Source organism: Metabacillus mesotrionivorans, from assembly GCF_052171315.1.
In the GTDB taxonomy this organism is placed as follows: Bacteria; Bacillota; Bacilli; order Bacillales; family Bacillaceae; genus Bacillus_P.
On the sequence record NZ_JBQMFF010000005.1, the window covers coordinates 104670 to 126102 of the forward strand.

Sequence of the window (21433 nt, forward strand, 5' to 3'; positions counted from 1 at the left end):
GGATTTTCTCATTTCTGGAAAAAAGAGATAATAAAGGAGTTTCATCACACCCGCCACTGGGGAATTGGTAGGTGTAAATTGTAAATTAAGGAAATTATAATACAGGAGACTATCATGCGTTATTTCTATATTATATTGTTTATTTTGTTTGCTGCGGGATGCTCAGAGGAGAAAGTGCCTGATACAGAAGCTTTTAAGGATGAATTTACGCGGGAATTTATAAAGGAAGGTGGGGGAACGGAAGACGGGTACTACACATTTAAGTCAAAGACGAATGGATATACGATGCTGTTTCCGGAACATGCGATAGTATCTGAAAGTGATTTCGAATCTCATGAAGACAAATACGAGACATTAAGTCTTGGAGAGAAAATGAAAAATCAGAATACCTCTTATTATATAAAACTAACGTATGAAAAGGCTCCAAACATAAATGACATTGATGTACATCAGGAACAGCTGACCATTACCTCCGGCTACAAAGGAGATTTTAAAAGAGAAGAATTCAATAATAATATAGTCTATTCTGCCAGAGAAAATAATGAACAAAAAGGTCTTTTTTATTATATAGCCGTAATAAAAGCGAAAGACACAGACCAAATAATCCGCTTAACGTTTGACAGCAGCTGTTCAAACGGAGAAACAGAATGTAGTGTAAATTCTAATGAATTAAATCGGAGGCTGACGAACATTGTGCATTCCATTCAGTTCAATTGAAATGTACAGTCCAACCGGCTTCTGGCAGGAGAATCTATGATTAAAAAGTTTATAAAACTGAACTTGGCCATTATGCTAACTTTGACAGCCGGCTGCGGGACGGATTCTGCTGGCAAAGCTGAAAAACAGGAATACATCCCTGAAACAGAGGCATTCAAAAATGAATTTACACGAGAATTCATGAAGTCAACTGAAGAAACAGTAGATGGATTTTACACCTTTGAGTCAAAAACCAAGGGGTATACAATGCTGTTTCCAGTAAATGCGATAATCTCGACTATGGATTATGAACAGATTAAAACTTCATATGAGGCTCTAAGCTATAGCGAGGACGTAGATGAAGAGGACATTTCATTACTTTATGACGGCTAATTTTGAAGACAGTTCAGATACAGATGATATTCAAATAAATCTTGGAATCCTCTCAGATGTGTCAGGCTATGAAGGAGACTACAAAGAATACACAAGCGGTGAAAAGACAATATACTTTGGAGAAGAACGAAATGAAGAAGAAGGGTATTATTCATATATAGCCTATATAAAATCTGATGGTTCTAATAAAGCAGTAAGCCTTACTTACAACAGTAACTGTTTAGACGGCGGAAATTCCTGTGAATTACCCGGTTCAGAAGAACAAGAAAAAATAAAAAGAATCGTAGAGTCAGTAGAGTTTAACTGACATGCAGATCCGCTCACTATTTTTTGACAGGAGCCTTATTGTGATGAGAAAAACAACAATGCTGTTCATCATTCCTTTATTTGTTTTTGCAGGCGGATGCGGAATCAGTAGTGGTTCAGAAAGTGAAAAAACGAATCCAGAGTCGATCCCTGAAACAGAGGCATTTAAGGACGACTTTACACGTGACTTTATCAAGTCTCCTGATGAGGCAGAAGAAGGGTACTACACGTTTGTGTCAAAGACAAAAGGATACACAATGCTGTTTCCTGTAGATGCAACGATCTCATCTGCAGCCCATGATTATCAAGATGATTATTTTGAAACATTTAATTTTGGTGAAAGTGTTGATGAGGAAAATCTATCAAGATATTTCACGGTTACATATGAAGATAAACCCTCCACCAGAGATATTGAATTTAACCTTGAATTACTGACTGAGCACACTGGATACGAGTCGGAATTTAAAGAAATCAGAGCTGGGGACAACGTTATTTATTATGGTAAGGGCAACGAAGAACTCACCCATAATGAAACAAACAAGAAGGTGAAGTTCTACGGTTATTTAGCCTATATTCATTCGCAAAAGGATCAAGAAGGACTTCACTTCTTTTATGAGACGACATGCAGAAAAGCAAATAAACCATGCGAGATTAATGAGCAAGTTGAAGAGGAAAGAGCACTGCTGATGATGAAGTCGATTCAGTTCTAAGATCAACTCGACAGGGGTTAACATTTTGAGAATAAACATTCAGCTTTTATTGATTTGCATGCTTGTATTTACAGGCGGCTGCGGAATGAGTAATGAAAAGGGTAACGGCAAAGTAAATCAGGCTTCAATGCCTGAGACAGAAGCTTTTCAAAATGAGTTTACTAGAGAATTTATGAAATCAACCAAAGAAACAGAAGAAGGATATTATACGTTTGAGTCAAAGACGAAGGGATACACAATCTTGTTCCCCCGGGATGCTACTGTATCAATAGGTAACTATTCGGCAGAGCAAGATAATTTGGAGAGTTTATCTTTTGGGGACAAATTAGTCGATGAGAAAATTTCATATTATATAAAGTTGAACTACGAAGATAATGAAATCACAGATGAAATTGATACGAAATTAAAGTTGCTCTCCAGCGGTACTGATTATGAAGGAGAATATAAGAAAATAGAAAAAGGAGATAAAGTTATCTACCTTTCAGATGATGGTCCTAAAAATAAAGATTATTATTACCTTTTGGCTTATGTAAAATCCACTGCTTCTAATAAAGCTATTCGCTTCACTTATATGAGTAACTGCAGTGTTGAAGAAAAAAGCTGTGAGCTAATGACTAATAAAACAGAAGAACGGATCAATAAGATTCTTGATTCTATTGAGTTTGTTGAGTAAGTGATCACATATTATCATGACAGGAGCAAACATTTTGAAGAGAATCTTACAGGTGTACATTCTTGTTTTACTAGCTGTAACAGGCGGCTGCGGAATGAATAGCGAACAGGGAAGCGGCAGAGTAAATCAGAATTCTTTACCTGAAACTAGAGCGTTCAAAGATGAGTTTACTAGAGAATTTATGAAGTCAACGGAGGAAGCAGAAGATGGATTTTACACCTTTGAGTCAAAAACCAAGGGGTATACGATGCTGTTCCCGGTCAACGCAGAGATCTCTACTATGGATTATGAACAGATTAAAAGTTCATATGAGGCTCTAAGCTACAGTGAAAAGGTAGATAAAGAGAACATTTCATACTTTATGACGGTAAATTTTGAAGACAGTTCAGATACAGATGATATTCAAATAAATCTTGGAATCCTTTCAGATGTGTCAGGTTATGGAGGAGACTACAAAGAATACACAAGCGGTGAAAAGACAATATACTTTGGAGAAAAACGAAATGGAGAAGATGGTTATTATTCATACGTAGCCTATATAAATTCTGATGTATCTGATAAAGCAGTAAGCCTTAATTACCACAGCAGGTGTTTAGATAAAGGAACTTCGTGCGAATTACCCGGTCCAGGAGAAAAAGAAAAAATAAAAAGAATTGCGGAATCAATAGAGTTTAAATGATAAGCAGATTCATTACTGACAGGAGCCGTTATTTTGATTAGAGCCATATTCCTATGCCTGATTCTGCTGGTGATTACAGGCGGATGTCAATCAGGAGAAGACCGCAAAAGCGTTGAAACAGCACAAAAACCCCGGCAAGAAAGTGATGCAATAAGGGATGAGTTTACCAGTAGTTTTATTGATCCCGACACTAAACCACAAAAAGGATCCTATTTATTCAAATCAAAAACGGGTGGTTTTACAATGAATTTTCCCGAAAATGCTACTTTAAGTCAGGCGTTTTATGAAATAGATGAAAACCATTTTGAAAATATGCTCTTCGGTGCTGACGACAAAGATGAAAATACGACGTTTTCAATGTTTTTGACCTACGAAAATCAGCCCGTTACAGCTGAAATTGAAGCAAATTTATCTTTGATTTCTGACAGCGTGAATTACAGCGGCGAATACCTCAAAGAAGAACTCCCTGACAAAACCATTTATTACGCTGAAAAAACCGGCAAGTCCAAATATGGTGAGACAGCGTTCTACGAAATCTTCGGATATGCATAATCGGCTGACAGTGATCAGGCTGTAAGCTTCACAAACGCTGTCAGCTGTTTAAAAACAGAAATGACATGCGGGGTTGATGTAACCAAAGAAAAAATGAATACCTTAGACTTAATGGAATCTGTTGCTTTCATTCATTAAAGTGAAGCAGCCTTATTCTTCTGACAGGGGCCATATCATAATGGAAAAAAGAATCATCATGCTGTTCTTCATTCTTTTATTTCTTTTTGCAGGCGGCTGCGGAATGAGTAAAGAAAGTAATAACGGGAAAGCAAATCAAGAATCTATGCCTGAGACAGAAGCCTTTCAAGATGAGTTTACTAGAGATTTTATAAAATCAACGAAAGAAACAGAAGAAGGATACTATACGCTTGAGTCAAAGACGAAGGGATATACAATCTTGTTTCCCAAAAATGCTACAGTATCAGTAGGTGACTATTTGGCAGAGCAAGATAAACTTGAAAGCTTATCCTTTGGAGAAGAACTATTGAGTGAGAAAATCTCATACTTTATTAAGTTAAACTACGAAGATAATGAAATCACAGATGAAATTGATACGAAATTAAAGTTGCTTTCCAGCGGTACTGATTATGAAGGGGAATATAAGAGAATAGAAAAGGGAGATAAAGTCATCTACCTTTCAGATGATGGTCCTAAAAATAAAGAATATTATTACCTTTTGGCTTATGTAAAATCCACTGCTTCTAATAAAGCTATTCGCTTCTCCTATGTAAGCAACTGCATTGTTGAAGAGAAAAGCTGTGAGCGGATAACGAAAAAAACAGAAGAACGGATTAATAAAATACTTTATTCTATCGAGTTTGTTGAGTAAGCATTCATATAGGAACTTATTTATCATGACAGGAGCCGACATTTTGAAGAGAATCTTACAGGTGTTTATTCTTGTTTTACTAGCTGTAACAGGCGGCTGCGGAATGAATAGTGAACAGGGAAGCGGAAGAGAAAATCAGGAATCTTTACCTGAAACTCGAGCGTTCAAGGATGAATTTACCAGAGAGTTTATAAAATCAACGAAAGAACCAGAAGAAGGATACTATACGTTTGAGTCAAAGACTAAGGGGTATACAATGCTTTTCCCTGAAAATAGGAAAATATCCATAGGAGACTACGAACAGATTGACACCGATTATGAGGCACTCAGTTTTGCGGAAAAAATAGATCAAGAGAACGTAACGTATTTTATCACAATCAATTTTGAAGAAACCCCTCATGCTAAAAACACTTCGACGTTTACTAAGCAATTGTCAGCTGCAACAGGGTACAGCGGTGAGTATACACCTTATAAACTTGACGATAAGACCATCTATTACGGGGAATATAATGATCGTGATAGCGGGCTGTATTTTTATAATGCTTATATCGTATCCAATCAATCAGATAAGGGTATCCGCTTTGTATTTTCTGGAAGATGCATTGATGAACCAAAATCGTGTGAACCATCACCTTTTGTAATAAAAGATAGAATAAAAAGAGTAACGGAATCTATTAAGTTTATATGAGAAAAAATTTAAGCCTGAAATTTTATCAATAATACACAGGAGCCATAATATTGAAACAAATGACAGTGTTATACCTCATTATCTTATTAGCTTTTACAAGCGGCTGCGGGTTAAGTTCTGGTTCAAAAAGTGAAAAAATGAATCAAGAATCAATCCCTGATACAGAAGCATTTCAAGATGAATTCACTCGGGAGTTTATGAAATCAAATAAAGAAACAGAAGAAGGTTTTTATACATTTGAGTCAAGGACAGAAGCGTACTCCATGCTTTTTCCCGTTAATGCAGTGATCTCAGATATAGAGTACGAGGTTAACGGAGATTCATTTGAAGCATTTACAATTGGCGAAGACAAGGAGGAAGAGAATTATTCCTACTACATAAAAGTCATTTTCGAAGATAAAAAGACGACAAATAATATTTCTGCAAAGTTAAATGTATTATCTGATATGGCGGGCTATACAGGTGAGTACAGGAAAGAATCTGGTAAAGAACATGATATTTATTATGCAGCCAAAGAAGAAGTTAGTTATGGGAAAAAAGCTGTTACTCACTTAGCTTATATAGAGGATACAGGGACAGATAAAGCAATATCGCTCAATTTCAATGGAGGCTGTACAGATCAGGAAAAGAGCTGCGGCCTCGATTCTAATAATAGAAATGAAATCTTTGAGAAGATCGTGAAATCACTTATCTTTAAATAAAGGATGAAACAATTAAACAGAAGTAAACGTCAGGTTAGTTGAACAAGACGCCTAAAGCAGACCAAGCAACTTCACATTATATTAAATTTCATCTCCGGAGAGGAGCACACACAATGAAAAAAGTATTACTGCTGTGTTTAACGACCATGCTTGCATTTACAGGAGGCTGCGGAATGAGTAAAGAAAAGGATAACGGTAAAGTAGAACAACAATCTATGCCTGAGACAGAAGCTTTTAAAGATGAGTTTACTAGAGGATTTTTAAATTCAGCTGAGGAAATTGAAGATGGATATTACCTATTTGAATCAAAAACAAAGGGCTATACTATGAAATTTCCAGTTGGGGCTACGACAGATCAATCATTTTATGAGATAGAAGGAGAACATTTCGAGAATATAATTTTTGGTGCGGATGATGAAGAAGAAAATACAACTTATTCTATTATTAATACGTACGAAAACCAGCCTGTTACAGAAAAAGTAGAAGCAAACCTATCTTTAATTTCCGACAGTGTAAATTATGAAGGAAACTACAATAAAAAAGAATTTGATGATAAAACAATCTATTTTGCATCAAAGATCAACGAATCAAAAAATGGTAATACATCTTTCTACGAAGTCTTTGGATATGTAAAATCCAAAAAAAGTAATCAAGCTGTAAGTTTTACAAATGCAGTTAGTTGTCTCCAAACGGATAAAGGATGTAATTTGGATCTGACAGAAGAACAAATTAAGACGTTGGACTTGATGGAATCAATTACCTTTTTAAATTGAGGTGGAAACGTGGGTTCTAATACAGTGGAAATAATAAATACTGACATAGTTAGAGCGAGGATTGCAGAGCTAGAATATGGAGGGGGAGGCACCCTTATAACTGAGGAAGATATTAGAAGGATATTAATCGAAGAAACCGGTATCGAACCGCCTCAAAATATTAAAGTATACCATTCAAAAGAGTATAAAAAACAGTATCTTAATGGGGAGTTTGATTCTGGATTTGATGGTACAATCATACACTTTTATGATGCAAAAAAAGGAATTAACCAAGCTTATACAATTACGCGCGGAAGTGAACATAACGAGAAGGATCTAAAAGACAATGCCCCACTTGATTGGATCTACAATGCATTAGGCATTTATACTGGTGAAACTACTAATCAGTATAGACACGCTTCTTTATTTAATAAAATTGTAACGAGCGAAATTAAAAGTAAAACTTCTGTTGAGTTAAAAAACATAGGCATTGGACACTCTCTTGGAGGTAATTTAATACAAATGCTGCACCTATTGAATAATAATTTATTTGATAATGTATATGCAATAAATGATGCTCCTCCAAGTGCATATCAATTGGCTAAGCTAGATAGAGACTTTTATTACGAATTGGCTAATTTCTTTGAATTTAACAGGCGGGATTTCGACCAAATCTACACCATCCCCCCAAAAGACCTGAAAGCCTTCGCCGAATCCTACTACAAAGAACAAGGCAAGAACATCCACCACCTTACGAATGAGGAGGATATGCTCTTTGCTGCTTCTGAGCTGCGCGGATTTTTGGATTTGGGGAGCCGGACGATGCTGGATTCGAATCCTGAGTTTGAGAGTATCAGAGAGCGGATTGCGAATCTATCGGATGAGGATTTGTATGAGATGCAGAAGTTCCTTGTGAAGTACGCCCCTGCGTACAAGGCAGGCGGCTACGACGGACTGATTAAGGCGATGACGGGAATTGATCTTGTTTTGATGCAGGATTTAAAGGACGAGTGGGAGGGTTTCAGCATCACGGACAATCCTGTTGATACGCTGGATTCTGCCTGGGAGACGATGAAGAAGTTTGATGAGATGGCTGTAAGTTTAAGAGATTTCATCGAGCAGCTGCCTGTGCTTGCTGAAAATATACCGGTCATTCTCAGTATTTTCACGGACTTAACGAGTGAAGAGATTTCAGTCATTGAGGGTGAGCTCGCGGGCATGGAGAGTGATGTGATTGAAATCCGTTCGATGATAACAGATCTGATGAGCATGAGCACGATGGAGGAGCTGCTTACTCTTAATCCCTTTACCTTCTATGAAAATATCAAGGATATGACGGAACGGTTTGAAGCAATCCATTCAAAGATCAACGGGTTAATGGACAGATTCGACAAGATCTTTGCTGCCATTGACAGAGCGAAGCTTGATTTCGGGGCAGCTGTCGAGGGCCACAGCCTGCAGCAGGTTTCAAACGCGCTTGCGAAAAAAGGAAGGCGCTATGAAGGCGGAAATCTTATTCTTTATAAGACGGGTGCAGACGGGAAGAAAATTGAAGTGAATCTTTCCTCTTCGGTACGGATTTATCAGAGGGGCATGGACAGCTATGAAGCCCGGGAGGAATCGCTTAAGCGATATCGGGCTGCCTATGATGCCGTATTTCTTGATGATTTTGAGACGAGAAAAAGACATCTGCTCAATCAGATTCAGGATATGGAGACAAACCCCCGCGCTTTCAGGAGTGTGTTTAACCTTGAGGACTCAGAGATCAGCAGCATTCAGGTCCATGAGCACATCCCGCCTCTCCCCTCTGCATTTGCTGACCGTATGGAGGAAGCTGTGCATCATTTTCAGTATCAGTTTGATAAAGGAAGAAGGCTTGTGACTTCCATTAAAACCTCGATTGAAAAAATGTTTGATGAAGAAAAGGACATTGCCGCCATTTTTGAGCTGAGATAGAAAGGGGTTATTTTGATGAACCAGGTCAATAAAAGGCACCGGTATGATTCGATTTCGGAACATCCTCACAAAGCAGATCATATCAATGCCCAGCTGAACCAAATCGCTTCTGAAGATGCAGCTCTAACTTCATATATCACAAATGAACTGGCAGGCAGCTCCGCCCTGTTCATTGATGAAGTGTTTAAAGAGCTGAGTCAGCTTCAGCGGGAGAATGAACATGCTGTCAATCTGTATACCTACATGAATCACATGCTTTCGAACCAATACGCTTCTTTAATAGAAGAAATCCGCACTCAGAGCGTGACAATCCGCTATGATAAAAAAGAACCAGTGAGCTAGTCTAATACGTTATTCCACTAAATAAGACATTAAGGATCAGAAAGCAAAAAGGACTTACCAACTACAAACTGGAATTTTTATTAAATTTTTTCCTTAATATAGGTTTATTATCCATTTAATAGTGGGTATTTATAAATAGATTTTACTAGTAGTGAGATTTTTTTCCTCTCTTACATATTAGTAGATAGTTTGTACCATTTTACTAGTATCACCCAAGTAACAATTGACCTTCATGGTCTTTGTTTATACAATTAATGTAAATTCATGTAAAAGGAGAGATAATGATGTCAGGAATTATTCGCGTAACACCAGCAGAACTTGTCGATATGTCAAAACGCTACAGCAACGAGGGTGGAGAACTTGGTCTAATGATCGGCCGTCTTGACAGCATGATCGGTCAGCTTCAGGCTATGTGGGAAGGGGAAGCGAGCAACGCTTTCAGAGACCAGTACGAGGAGCTTAAGCCTTCTTTCGTGCAAATGCAGAATCTTGTAGAAGATATCTCAAGACAATTGGACAAAACAGCACACGCTCTTCAAGAAGCGGATGCAAACATTGCTGGCCAAATCCGCGGCTAATAGCATCTGAAAGACAATTTAGTGAAGTGCTAAAAAGGAGCGCCGATTCTATTTTAGATGAAGGCGCTTCTTCATTTTTGAGGTGAAAAGGCATGTATATAGAAGTGACGATAGATTTGAAGCATTATACAGGAGAAACATTTGATCTGAGGCTGTCGAACTATCATTCTGTGAAAAAAGCAGTGGATATTGTGTGGCAGGCAAAATGCATTTCTGACCCACCTCGAGAAGGGTACTGGGTGCGCGTTCCCAATAAGCAAATTGTCCTATCAGGCAACCATAAGCTTGTAGAATGCGGAATTACAACAGGAGACCGATTTGAAATCCTATGAAGGAGTCATTCTCAATGTCAGAAAAAAAACCGGCATATTTGGAGCAGCAGCTTGATGCTGTCATCGAAAAAGAGAAAGACGGCTATACATTCGTCTTTCAAACAGAAAAAGTAAAGCTTGATCATGTATCAGAGATCGAAATGATCAAAGAAATGGATCCGTCGATTAAGCGTGATGTAACACTGGCTGAAGATGAATTGAGGGTTCATGTTCAGCCGCCTAGAACTTATTTGGGTTTTTCCAGTTTAAATAAAAAAGATGAACGAAGCAAGTGGAATTTTTCCTACCAGCTGGTAAAAAAGGTAAAAAATCACTCACTTTCACGCATACATCTTATTGTTTGTCCCGAGAATCTTCTTTTTGACCAGAGCTTTACCCCGTACTTTCTCCACTACGGCGTGATGGAGAGCATCCCCCCTTATGAACAGGACAGCGGCCAGCTGTTCCGGGAGGTAAAAGCCTGTGCGGCGGCTGCAGTGGATTCGAAATATTCGTTCGAGCAGTATTTGAAATTCAACGAGACGCTCGATGTTCCGCCTGTCCCGAAAGAGATTCTATCAGCAGATACATATGAACAGCTCCTTGAGCTTATTGAAAAAAACATGAAGGAAATAGATAGACGGAATGCAGCGCTTGTAACCATTCCCCAGAAAAAATGGAAGATGACGCGGTATGTTGCGCTGGGCTTTTTGATCCTGCTTGTACCGGCCCTTGCTTATACAGCTTATTCCCTTTTTTCCCTGAATCCTAAACAGGAAGCGTTTGTCGCGAGCAATGAACATTACCTGGGCAACAACTTCAGTGAGGTTGTCAGCACGCTTGAAGGCTACAGCATCGATGAGATGCCCCTTGTCGTAAAATATCAGCTTGCATCCTCCTACGTTGTGAACGAGTCACTTACAGAGGACCAGAAAGAAATGCTGAAAAACCGGGTGACGCTGCAGTCTGATCCGCAGTACCTTGAGTACTGGATTCATGTCGGCAGAGGTGAAGCGAAAGAAGCCCTTGACCTAGCGAGAAATCTTGAAGAACGAGATTTAATCATTTTCGGTCTGATCAAATATGAAGAGCAAATTAAAGCTGACAGTGAACTGGACAGCGAGGAAAAACAGCAGCAGCTTGAAAAAATCCGTGCTGAAATCGAGCAGTACGAAGAAGAGCAGGAAGCTCAAAAGAAAGAAGAAGAAGCAAGGCTTGAAGAAGAACAGCAGGCACAGGAACAGGTAGAGCAGCAGAAGGCAGAAGAAGAAAAGCAGGCTGCACAAGAGGCAAAAGCCAAAGAGGAAGCTGCAAAAGCGAAGGCACCTGCAGAAAAGCCTGCCGCACCTGCAGGTTCAGGCTCTAACTGATCATAGGCAACAGGAGGTGAAATCATGAGTACATTATGGGTTTTTCACGGGGATTCCTATCAGCAGCTTCAGCTGAACGATGAATCATTCAGGCCGGTTACCATCGGTCCTGATATCCAGCATACATTGACGGTGAGAAATTTTCCGTTTTCATCGGGCCCGCTTAAGCTTGTAAAGCCGGACAACAGAAGCGGTCTGTCCATTCTCCAGGAAGACCGGGAAATTGGCGCGGCTTCTCCGGATGAACCGGTTGTTTTCGAAGATAACGGAGAAAAGCTGACGGTGTTTTTCACGTCGGCAGCAGAGGTTTCAGAGACAAGATTCATAGGTTCAAAGAAAGAGGTTTCGTTCTCGGCAGTAAACAGAGACGCTCATATTTTCAAGGAAAGTCAGTCAGCGGCACTCGGAAAAAAACAGCTGAGCCTGCTCCGGACAAACGGCAGCTGGAAGGTCGAGCCGGGTGATGAAACGGTTTACTTGAACGGCCGGAAAATCGCCAGCATCACGCCGCTTGAGACAGGTGACCTTCTCTTCTGGCCGTTTATGACGGTGCGTCTTCTGGAGGAGGACCTTCTTCAAGTGACAAGCTTTGAAGGTTTTCAGTCTTCCCTGCCAAAGACGGAAAAACCTCGCTCTGAAATGAGCAAAAAATATCCAATATACCGCAGGACGCCGCGGATGATCTATGAATTGCCGAAGGAAAAGGTCAATCTCACCTTCCCTTCCCAGGAGAGCGATGATCACTCACGCAGCCTGTGGCTGATTATCCTTCCGCCTCTTGTCATGATGATTGCAATGGGCATTGTGGCGCTGGTTGCGCCGCGGGGGATCTTCATCATCATTTCAATGGTGATGTTCGTGATGACCCTGATCACATCAACCGCGCAGTATTTCAGAGATAAAAGCACAACGAAAAGACGCCAGGAGCGCAGGCTTCGCGTCTATACACAATATCTAGAGGCAAAGCGCCGCGAGCTTCAGGAAGTATCGGAAAAGCAGCGCCAGGTTCTCTCGTTTCATTTCCCGTCGTTTGAGCAGATGAAGTACATGACCCAGCAGCTTTCCGACAGAATTTGGGAGCGGACGCCTGAGAGCACGGACTTTTTGGAGCTCCGCATCGGTACTGGAACGGTTAAATCCAGTTATGAAATTTCCCTGAGCTCAAACGATATGGCCAACCGTGAAGTGGATGATCTGCTTGAACAGTCCCAGCAAATGGAGAAGGTTTACAAAGAGGTGCGCGACGTGCCTGTCAGTGTGGATCTTTCGCAGGGAGCGATGGGCCTGATCGGGAAGGAAGCTGTTATCAAAAAGGAGCTTCATCAGCTGATCGGACAACTCGCTTTTTCCCAGAGCTACCATGATGTCCGCTTCGTCTTTATTTTCAACGAAAAAGAGTACAAAACATGGGAATGGATGAAATGGCTCCCGCATTTTCAGCTGCCTCATGCCTATGCCAAGGGCATGATCTACAACGAACAGACAAGGGATCAGCTTCTTACATCCATTTATGAAATCCTGAGAGAGCGCGATTTGGAAGAAAAAGATGAAAAAACAAGATTTGCCCCGCACCTGATTTTCGTCATCACCAATCAGCAGCTTATCTCAGACCATGTCATCCTGGAATATTTGGAGGGAGAATTCTCTCATCTCGGCATATCCGTTATTTTTGCGGCAGAAGCAAAAGAAAGCCTCTCAGACAACATTCATACGCTTGTCCGCTATGTGAACGACCAGGAAGGCGATATTCTTATTCAGGAGAAAAAAGCGGCCTCCATTCCGTTCAGGCTCGATTCGCATGAACGGGAAGGCAATGAGCCGTTTGCAAGGATGCTGAGGACGCTTGATCACCAGATCGGCATGACGAATTCCATTCCGAAAAGCGTATCCTTCCTTGAGATGGTGAATGTCAAAGAAGTGGACGAGCTTCCGATTGAGCAGAACTGGCTGACTAGGGAATCAGCAAAGTCCCTGGCTGTTCCTGTAGGACTTAAAGGGAAAGAAGATGTCGTAGAACTGAACCTTCATGAAAAGGCCCATGGACCGCACGGACTTCTTGCGGGAACGACCGGTTCAGGGAAAAGTGAATTCCTTCAGACCTACATCCTGTCTCTTGCGGTTCATTTCCATCCGCATGAAGTGGCATTTCTGCTTATTGACTATAAAGGGGGCGGCATGGCCCAGCCATTTAAAAATATGCCGCACCTGCTTGGAACGATTACAAATATAGAAGGCAGCAAAAATTTCAGCGCGCGTGCTCTTGCTTCCATCAAGAGCGAGCTGAAGCGCCGCCAGAGGCTGTTTGATCAGTATCAGGTCAATCACATCAACGACTACACGACGCTTTACAAACGCAATCAGGCGGAAGAACCGCTGCCGCACTTATTTTTAATCTCAGACGAATTTGCCGAGCTGAAAAGCGAAGAGCCTGATTTTATCCGCGAGCTTGTCAGTGCAGCCCGCATCGGCCGAAGCCTTGGTGTCCATCTGATCCTCGCAACCCAGAAACCGGGCGGGGTCATTGATGATCAAATCTGGAGCAACGCAAGGTTCCGCGTGGCGCTGAAAGTTCAAGATGCAAGCGACAGTAAAGAGATATTGAAAAATGCAGATGCAGCCTCCATTACGATTACAGGCCGCGGCTATTTGCAGGTCGGAAACAACGAAGTGTACGAGCTGTTCCAGTCTGCATGGTCAGGAGCGCCTTATCTCGAGGAAACATCAGAATCAGAGGATGAGGTGGCAATCGTAACGGATTTAGGTCTACAGCCGCTTTCAAACCTCCAGTCTGCTGAACAAAGCAAGAAGGACTCTGAGTCTGAAATTGAAGTGATTGTCGATAAAATTGAGGCGCTGCAGCATGAAATGGGCATCAAAAAGCTCAGAAGCCCGTGGCTGCCTCCACTCGAATCAAGAATCTCGCGCCATCAGTACGGCGCGGAGGATCAGCATGAAATCTTCATCGGGCTTGTGGATGAGCCTGAAAAGCAAAGTCAGACACCGGTTGCGTATCAGCTGATGGACGACGGCAACGTGGCCATTTTTGGTTCATCGGGCTACGGAAAATCCCACACAGTGATGCTTCTTCTAATGAGCATTGCATCAAAGCTGAGCCCTGAAGAAGCGCACTTCTATGTGATTGACTACGGAAATGGAACGCTTCTGCCGCTCAGACAGCTGCCGCATACAGCCGACTATTTCCAGCTTGATCAGGAGCTGAAAATCGATAAGTTCATGCGGATCGTGCGCGATGAGATTTCGCGCAGAAAGCAGCTGTTCCAGCAGCAGGAAGTCAGCAGCATCAAGATGTACAACTCCCTGAGCAGCCATAAACTGCCTCTTATGTACATTACCATTGATAATTTTGATCTGGTCAAGGAAGAAATGCAGGAGCTCGAGGCGCAGCTGATCCAGTTTGCGCGTGACGGCCAGTCACTCGGCATTTATATGATCTTCACGGCTACGCGAGTTCAATCGATGCGCCAGTCGCTGATGAACAGCATGAAGACTAAAATTCTGCACTACCTCATGGATACGACCGAAACCTATATGGCAGTGGGGAAACTTCCATTTGCGCCTGAGCCGGTTCCGGGCAGGGCCATCATCAAAAAAGAATCGGTATTCTTCGCGCAAATGTTCCTTCCTGCTGACGGCAGGGATGATTATGAGCTTCTCGATGCCATCAAGGAAGACATCAGCATGCTGAAAGAGAAATACAGCGGAGCAAAACTTCCGCGTCCGATCCCTATGCTTCCTGCAGAGCTTTCTATGGTCAATTTCACTCAGTTTACAGACGGCTCACAAAAAACAGGAGTCATTCCGATCGGACTGGATGAAGAGCATGTCCAGCCTGTCAGCATCAATCTGGTCAAAACGAAGCACTGTGTCATTGTTGGCCAGACTCAAAAAGGCAAAACCAATGTCCTTAAAGTTGTGCTTAATACGGCGCTTCTGCAGGCAACGGATTCAATCGGTGTCTTTGATTCTATTGACCGCGGGCTCTCAAGCTATGCTTCTGAAGAAAAAATATCCTACCTTGATACAAAAGAGCAGATTACAGCATGGCTTGATGCTTCAGAAGAGCTTTTCAAAGAGAGGGAAAGCACATATTTGACCGCAATCCAGCAGGGCGTTGTCAACAACCTTGCCTTCTCGCCTGTGATGCTCGTCGTCGACGGATATGCAAGGTTCCAGCAGTCGCTTGACAGCATGCTTCAGGAGAGACTTTCACGTTTTATGAAAAACTACAGCCATCTTGGCTTTAACGTCATCATTTCCGGCAATAACAATGAACTGACAAAAGGGTTTGATTCATTTACGACGGAAATCAAGCAAATCAGGCAGGCTCTGATCCTGATGAAAAAATCAGAGCAAACGCTGTACACTCTGCCATACAGCAGAAAAGAAAGCGAAATACACCCTGGATTTGGATACTATGTGGAAAACGGCAAAGAAACGAAAATTCAAATTCCTCTTTGCGCCATTGAAAGGAAGATCTACACATGACAGATCAACGAAAACATACGATAAAAATGATTGCTGCGGTGCTGCTGATTCTTGCAGTGCCGGCGCTTTTCTTTCAGTTTATCGGGGACAACCCTCTTGAAGTGAGAGAAAATGCGACCCGTAATATTGCCGTTGTCAATGAAGATACGGGAGCCGAAAAAGTCGAAGAGGAAGAAAAGTCCGATTCGGAGCCTGTCCAGTTTGGAAAAGAAGTAGCCGCAATCCTTGATGATGAGTCGCAATATAAATGGACGATTCTTGGAAGAAGCGCGGCTGTCAACGGATTGAAAAACGGACAATATGATGCGGTCATCTACATTCCGTCCAATTTTTCAAATAACATCCTTACCTATGATCAGCAGCAGCCTTCAAAAGCGGAGTTTGAATACACTGTTCAAAACCAGCTGAATGCTGAAAACAGACAGAGAGTGCTCCGTGAGCTTGAAGACGCAACAAACCGTGTAAACAAGCAAATGTCATCTCTCTACTGGAGCTACGTTTCTCAGGATATGGAAAATGTGCGACAGGAATTTGACCGCATCCTTGAGAAAGAAATTGCCTTTCAAAATGCCATGCTTAATTTCTACAAGCCAAGCTCAAAAGATTTAGCGGGTGAGCTGACGCAGCAAAAGCAAATGCTTGAGCAGCTGAAGTCAACGATTGAACAGGCTGAAAAAGAGAATCCTGAACGCAGGAATTCTGCTGAACAGTTTGAAAAAAGCCTTGCTGCTTTCGTTGAATATGTCGAGAAATACCAAGCGTATCAAGAAGACCAGCAGCAGCTTTTGACACTGGCTCAAGAGGAAAGCCTGACAAGCATCCAGGGCGGTACATCTGATGTTGACCAAAGGCAGGATGCGGCCCAGGCTGCTTTTCTGGCTGAGGGAGACCAGCTTGCTTCTGATATGACGACGATGCAGCAGAAGCTGGATCAAAATCAGGCTGCAGCCGAAAACCTCGGGAATGTAAGACTCAGCCAGACAGAGCGCCAGGAAAGAGAACTTGAAGCTGTTCACAATGATTATGTGGACATGTTTATCTTGAAAGAAAATCAGGATACACTGAACCGTCTTGAAGGAGAGCTTATTCCTCTGAGACAGGCGATTAGCGGAAGTTCTGAAGAAGAACCGGGCGACGGAGAAGAACAGCCTCCAGGGGACGGCGGAGAAACGCCTCAGCCTGGAGAACCGGGTGAAGGAAATGCTGCCAATATGGAAGAAGAGCGGGCTAAGATTCTTGCCATATCTGAACAGCTGAAAATTTTGAAAGCCCTTCTTGAAACAGTACCTGAGCCTAGACCGCTACAAGTGGATGAGGTCATCGGCCAATTAGACGGCCTTTCTGCCCAGCTTGTTGAAGTCGAACAAGCCATAAAGGCTAAAGAGAGTGAAAACTCATGGAAAGGCGAGTATGACAAGCTTTTAGAGCTATACAAAGCCCTTCTTGTTAAAAATACTGAGCTTTTCAATGAGAATCAGCTTCTGAAGGAGCAGATCACGGCACTTGAAGAACGCCTGAAAAAGCTGAGCGATAACGTAAATTCAGGTTCAGCAGCCATCCGGTCCCAGGAACAGGCGGTTTTAAACGCCCTGCCGGCTGAACGAAAACAAAAGCTGGAAGCAATCTTTAATGAACCGATCAAAAACGGTTCAATGAATGAAGTATTAAGCTACCACACGGTTCTTGCTCAATATGAAGCAGCCGTTTCGAGATTAAACAACCCTTCAGTGCCGGCTAAAGATGCCGTGCTTTCAGATGAATGGCAAAAGACGAAAATCAATACCATCCTGTCCATTAATTCAGAGGAGCAGGGAGCATGGGATAAGCTGAATCAGGAACTTCCCGAATCAGAAAAGCAAATGGAAGACCTCCAGGCATCAGCTCTTGCTTTCATGGACGAGTACAGTGCAGAGCTTGAGACACAGCAGTCAGCCATCCTTGAAGAACTTACTGCGATGGAAGAGAGCGCAGCAAAGGTTCTCAGCCAGGTTCAGGAATCAGGCGATACAACTTCAAGAATGCCTCTTGAAAACTCGGATGGAACGACACTTGTCTCCAATCAGCAAACGATTGGACAGGAAATTGCGATGATGACAGAGCTTGTGAATTCACTTGGCGAGAGACAGGATACGGTTGTCAGCAGTACAGACGACCTTCAGCAAAAAGTGAACCAGGTTCAGTCCGAAGCCGATGTCCTGAATGAAAAGTGGTCAACAAACGTAGCGTCTACCCAGCTTGTAAGAGATGATGTGTTCAGCATCCTCGGCAACACATTTGTAGACGGACAGAACAACGGCTATGTTTACGAACACCTTGCAAATCCGCTTCAAATCAGCGGAGATGCACCGGCAGCACAGGCGAAAGCTGTTCCTCCTGTCGTAATATTGGTCATTATCTTAATCAGCAGTCTGCTGATCGGCTATTTCAGCAACTATTTCAAAACGGCTCCGATGCTTGTCAGAGGTTCCATGTTTACACTTCTTAACCTCCTTGTAGGGCTGATTATCAGTGTATTTGGTCTGAATATTTACACCTTGACGAATGAACGGGCGATCCAGTGGTCCATCTTTACCATTCTGCTTGTATTCGCCGCCTCAACAGTTGTCCGAACGGCTTTCCTGTTCAGCAATTTCTTAGGCTGGGTTGCAAGCGTAGGACTTGTCGCATTCTTTGTAAGCCCGCTGCTTGCACTGGCTGCGCCGAATTTCAACTATGAAGATCCAATGTCGAAAGTGTATATTTCAATCCAATACGATGCTGAAAATCTGTTTACTCAAGGGTTACTTGTACTCGCAGGCATCATCATTGTCCTGACCATTCTGCCGTTTGTCGTCAATGCTTTTAAAAACACAAATGAACCGGCTGATCAGGATCATGCGCATGAAATGTAGAACACTCTCAGCGGCGATTCTGCTGCTTGCCCTCCTCTTATCGGGCGGGGCATCAGCACTTGCTGAGACAGATCTCAATCAGCTTGACCCGAATATTTATGAAGAAAAAGAGCGCAAGGAAAACACAGAGTACCTTCACGAAAAAGGTCTCTATGAAAAAAGAAAAGAAATTCCGGAAGAACAAAAAAGTTTAACCTTTCAAAAACCCGGAAGAGATGCTGAGGATGAACTGAAAGACCGTCTTTTCACTCAATACACAAAAGAGAACAACACCATAAAATCCAAAGCGGAGCAAATGGGGCTGTTTTCAGAAAGCACAGACCAGACGTCAGGGACAATCAGCGCTGGCGAAGAACAGCAGCAAAGCGGAAACACAGGACTGCTGATGACATATATCCTTCTGATTGCAGTGGGGGTTTTGCTTATCATCGGAATTCTGATTCCTAAAATGACACAAAGCAAAAAAGCAGACAATTTGAGAGGCAGCCGTTAATACGGCTGTCTTTTTTTATGGCTTTAGAATTTGGTACACTGTAGAAAACAGTTGAACAGAGAGGATTGACCCTATGAAAGCATTAGTATTCAATCAATTCGGCGGACCTGAGGTTCTCGAGATGGCAGATGTTGAGACACCGGTCATTGGCCCTGACGAAGTACTCATACGTATGAAGGCTGTCGGCTTAAACTTTGCCGATGTTTACCGCAGAAAAGGAAATTACCACTTAGAAGGCTCCCCGCCTTTTATTCTTGGCTATGAAGGAGCAGGAATTGTAGAGGAAGCCGGCTCTAACATTACTCATATCAGCAAAGGTGACCGCGTCGGCTTTGCCGACGTTCCCTATTCAAATGCAGAACTGACTGCTGCTCCTGCAGATAAAGTCATTCCTTTACCAGAAGATATTTCTTTTGAAACAGCAGCAAGTGTTTTGCTGCAGGGACTGACAGCCCATTATTTAACATCAGACAGCTATGCCGTTCAAGAAGGAGATGTTTGCGTCGTACATGCAGCTGCAGGAGGTGTGGGCCAGCTTCTGACTCAGATGATTCGTATACTTGGCGGAAAGGTAATAGCGCTTGTTTCGACCCCTGAAAAAGCAGCGGTTGCTAAGAAAATGGGAGCTCAAGATGCCTTTTTATACAATGATCAATGGGTGCAGGAAATTTTGGACGCAACAAATGGGAGAGGTGCTGACGTTGTTTATGAATCAGTCGGGTCCACAATTATGGACAGCTTTAAGGCAGTAAGAACCGGAGGCACAGTTGTTTTCTACGGTATGGCAGGAGGAGATCCTGTCCACATCGATCCGAGAATGCTCATGGATACCTCCAAAACACTGACCGGCGGAGATCTATGGAACGTTCTTACTTCCCGGGATGAACGTATAAACCGGTCGAACAAGCTGTTTCAATGGATTACCTCCAGATCAATTGCCCTGGCAGATCCCGCTACCTTTCCATTAAACAAAGGTGCTGATGCCCACCGTCTACTTGAAAGCAGAAAAAGCACAGGGAAAATCGTGCTGATTCCATAGAGCGCTGCAAGGCATCCTCCTGAGCTTCTTTTCTTCGGTAAAGGAAAGGGGCCTGAACAACTCTTTACAACTCCCTATAAGCCATTCTGAGGAGCGTGAAGCATATATGAACATTAAGGGTGTTGATCTTGACCGCAATACAAGATGCAACCACTATTCTTCTGACAAAGATATCATTGCAATCAAATTTAAATGCTGCGGCACCTATTATGCCTGCTTTGAGTGTCACAGAGAGCTGTCAGGCCATGCTCATGAAGTATGGAACAAAGAAGAATTCAATACGAAAGCCATCTTCTGCGGAAACTGCCGGTCCGAACTCACCATAAAGGAATATATGGAAAGCGGGTATGAATGCCCTTCCTGCAAATCGGACTTTAACCCGGGCTGCAGAAATCACTACCACCTTTACTTTGAGGCTTGAAGCGTTTATTAAGAAGCCAAAGTGGGAAACTAAACAGAAAGAGGAGGAGATCGATTTGAAGAATTTAATTAGAAAAGCAATTAAATATGCACCTATCGTCTATCCGATTGTGAAAAAGATGCTGAACAAGCGCAAAGGAAGACGCACAACTTATTGATGCATATAAGGTCCTGCTCAGGCAGGGCCTTTTATTTATGCTTTTTTCCATAGAAAAAGCACCCGCAGTAAGCGGATGCCAGATCTCATGTTATGCTGTTTTACGCATTGAGCGAAGAATAAGGCTTAACAAGAATACGAAGATGATTGCTCCAAGCAATGCCGGAATAATCGCGATTCCTGCTAATGAAGGACCGAATGAACCAAGAAGTTCGCCGCCGATCCATGCTCCGATGATCCCTGCAATGATGTTTCCGATAATGCCTCCCGGAACGTTTTTCCCTAAAATAACTCCTGCCAGCCAGCCGATTAAACCGCCGACGATTAAGTATAAAATAATGCCCATTTTCATTCATCCTTTCAGTGTGGTTTTGTGTATTGCTGTTTCTAT

Annotated in this window: 23 protein-coding genes; 22 read left to right on the forward strand and 1 reads right to left on the reverse strand. The window is 42.4% G+C overall.

The genetic code is table 11. The annotated features are described in order from the left end of the window. The first annotated feature begins 114 nt into the window (after positions 1-114). The 22 genes from ACTSEZ_RS14750 (at position 115) to yxzF (ending at position 21043) form a co-directional block, all read left to right on the forward strand. Positions 115-717 carry a YvcA-related protein gene (locus ACTSEZ_RS14750; protein ID WP_369734949.1) on the forward strand — a complete coding sequence of 201 codons (603 nt, stop codon included), beginning with the start codon at positions 115-117 and terminating at the stop codon, positions 715-717. Between the two features lie 36 nt (positions 718-753). Then, entirely contained in the window at positions 754-1089 is a 336-nt protein-coding gene (locus ACTSEZ_RS14755; protein ID WP_369734950.1) for a YvcA-related protein, read from the forward strand. Further along, positions 1055-1396 carry a YvcA-related protein gene (locus ACTSEZ_RS14760; RefSeq protein ID WP_369734951.1) on the forward strand — a complete coding sequence of 114 codons (342 nt, stop codon included), beginning with the start codon at positions 1055-1057 and terminating at the stop codon, positions 1394-1396. Before ACTSEZ_RS14755 ends, ACTSEZ_RS14760 begins: the two co-directional genes overlap by 35 nt. 43 nt (positions 1397-1439) lie before the next feature. Continuing rightward, positions 1440-2105, forward strand: a complete 666-nt coding sequence (locus ACTSEZ_RS14765; RefSeq protein WP_369734953.1) for a YvcA-related protein — start codon at positions 1440-1442, stop codon at positions 2103-2105. 85 nt (positions 2106-2190) lie between these two features. Next, positions 2191-2778 (forward strand): YvcA-related protein, encoded by a 588-nt coding sequence (locus tag ACTSEZ_RS14770; protein WP_369734954.1) that lies wholly within the window; start codon positions 2191-2193, stop codon positions 2776-2778. Positions 2779-2812: 34 nt separating this feature from the next. Continuing rightward, on the forward strand, positions 2813-3457 hold the full coding sequence (locus ACTSEZ_RS14775; protein ID WP_369734955.1) for a YvcA-related protein: 645 nt from the start codon (positions 2813-2815) through the stop codon (positions 3455-3457). 33 nt (positions 3458-3490) lie between these two features. After that, entirely contained in the window at positions 3491-4009 is a 519-nt protein-coding gene (locus tag ACTSEZ_RS14780) for a YvcA-related protein (RefSeq protein WP_369734956.1), read from the forward strand. A 178-nt stretch (positions 4010-4187) separates the two neighbouring features. After that, positions 4188-4838 carry a YvcA-related protein gene (locus ACTSEZ_RS14785; protein WP_369734957.1) on the forward strand — a complete coding sequence of 217 codons (651 nt, stop codon included), beginning with the start codon at positions 4188-4190 and terminating at the stop codon, positions 4836-4838. Between the two features lie 43 nt (positions 4839-4881). Next, complete coding sequence (locus ACTSEZ_RS14790) at positions 4882-5526, forward strand: YvcA-related protein (RefSeq protein ID WP_369734959.1); 645 nt, start codon at positions 4882-4884, stop codon at positions 5524-5526. A gap of 59 nt (positions 5527-5585) precedes the next feature. Then, positions 5586-6227: a YvcA-related protein gene (locus ACTSEZ_RS14795; protein ID WP_503129029.1), complete on the forward strand. Its 642-nt coding sequence runs from the start codon at positions 5586-5588 to the stop codon at positions 6225-6227. Positions 6228-6340: 113 nt separating this feature from the next. Beyond that, positions 6341-7000, forward strand: a complete 660-nt coding sequence (locus tag ACTSEZ_RS14800; protein WP_369734963.1) for a YvcA-related protein — start codon at positions 6341-6343, stop codon at positions 6998-7000. A gap of 24 nt (positions 7001-7024) precedes the next feature. Next, a complete protein-coding gene (locus ACTSEZ_RS14805; protein ID WP_369735136.1) occupies positions 7025-8935 on the forward strand; it encodes a DUF6792 domain-containing protein in 1911 nt (636 codons plus the stop codon). A 15-nt stretch (positions 8936-8950) separates the two neighbouring features. Then, on the forward strand, positions 8951-9277 hold the full coding sequence (locus ACTSEZ_RS14810) for a hypothetical protein (protein ID WP_369734965.1): 327 nt from the start codon (positions 8951-8953) through the stop codon (positions 9275-9277). Between the two features lie 284 nt (positions 9278-9561). Continuing rightward, positions 9562-9855: a WXG100 family type VII secretion target gene (locus ACTSEZ_RS14815; protein WP_369734966.1), complete on the forward strand. Its 294-nt coding sequence runs from the start codon at positions 9562-9564 to the stop codon at positions 9853-9855. A gap of 92 nt (positions 9856-9947) precedes the next feature. Then, on the forward strand, positions 9948-10187 hold the full coding sequence (gene yukD / locus ACTSEZ_RS14820; protein ID WP_029283122.1) for an ESX secretion system protein YukD: 240 nt from the start codon (positions 9948-9950) through the stop codon (positions 10185-10187). 14 nt (positions 10188-10201) lie between these two features. Beyond that, positions 10202-11536, forward strand: a complete 1335-nt coding sequence (essB, locus tag ACTSEZ_RS14825) for a type VII secretion protein EssB (protein ID WP_369734967.1) — start codon at positions 10202-10204, stop codon at positions 11534-11536. Between the two features lie 24 nt (positions 11537-11560). Then, positions 11561-16042 (forward strand): type VII secretion protein EssC, encoded by a 4482-nt coding sequence (essC, locus tag ACTSEZ_RS14830; RefSeq protein WP_369734968.1) that lies wholly within the window; start codon positions 11561-11563, stop codon positions 16040-16042. After that, a complete protein-coding gene (gene esaA / locus ACTSEZ_RS14835) occupies positions 16039-18933 on the forward strand; it encodes a type VII secretion protein EsaA (protein WP_369734969.1) in 2895 nt (964 codons plus the stop codon). The genes essC and esaA overlap by 4 nt, the downstream gene beginning before the upstream one ends. Beyond that, complete coding sequence (gene essA / locus ACTSEZ_RS14840) at positions 18923-19426, forward strand: type VII secretion protein EssA (protein WP_369734970.1); 504 nt, start codon at positions 18923-18925, stop codon at positions 19424-19426. Before esaA ends, essA begins: the two co-directional genes overlap by 11 nt. A 73-nt stretch (positions 19427-19499) precedes the next feature. After that, positions 19500-20465, forward strand: coding sequence for a quinone oxidoreductase family protein (locus ACTSEZ_RS14845; RefSeq protein ID WP_369734971.1), 966 nt, complete (start codon positions 19500-19502; stop codon positions 20463-20465). A gap of 106 nt (positions 20466-20571) precedes the next feature. Then, complete coding sequence (locus tag ACTSEZ_RS14850; protein WP_369734972.1) at positions 20572-20886, forward strand: CHY zinc finger protein; 315 nt, start codon at positions 20572-20574, stop codon at positions 20884-20886. Between the two features lie 55 nt (positions 20887-20941). Next, the gene (gene yxzF / locus ACTSEZ_RS21355; protein ID WP_503129028.1) at positions 20942-21043 is read left to right on the forward strand and encodes a small protein YxzF; all 102 of its coding nucleotides are present in this window, start codon (positions 20942-20944) and stop codon (positions 21041-21043) included. A gap of 90 nt (positions 21044-21133) precedes the next feature. Here the strand turns inward: yxzF and ACTSEZ_RS14855 are convergent, their stop codons facing one another. Further along, the gene (locus tag ACTSEZ_RS14855; RefSeq protein ID WP_369734973.1) at positions 21134-21388 is read right to left on the reverse strand and encodes a GlsB/YeaQ/YmgE family stress response membrane protein; all 255 of its coding nucleotides are present in this window, start codon (positions 21386-21388) and stop codon (positions 21134-21136) included. Positions 21389-21433 lie beyond the last annotated feature (45 nt).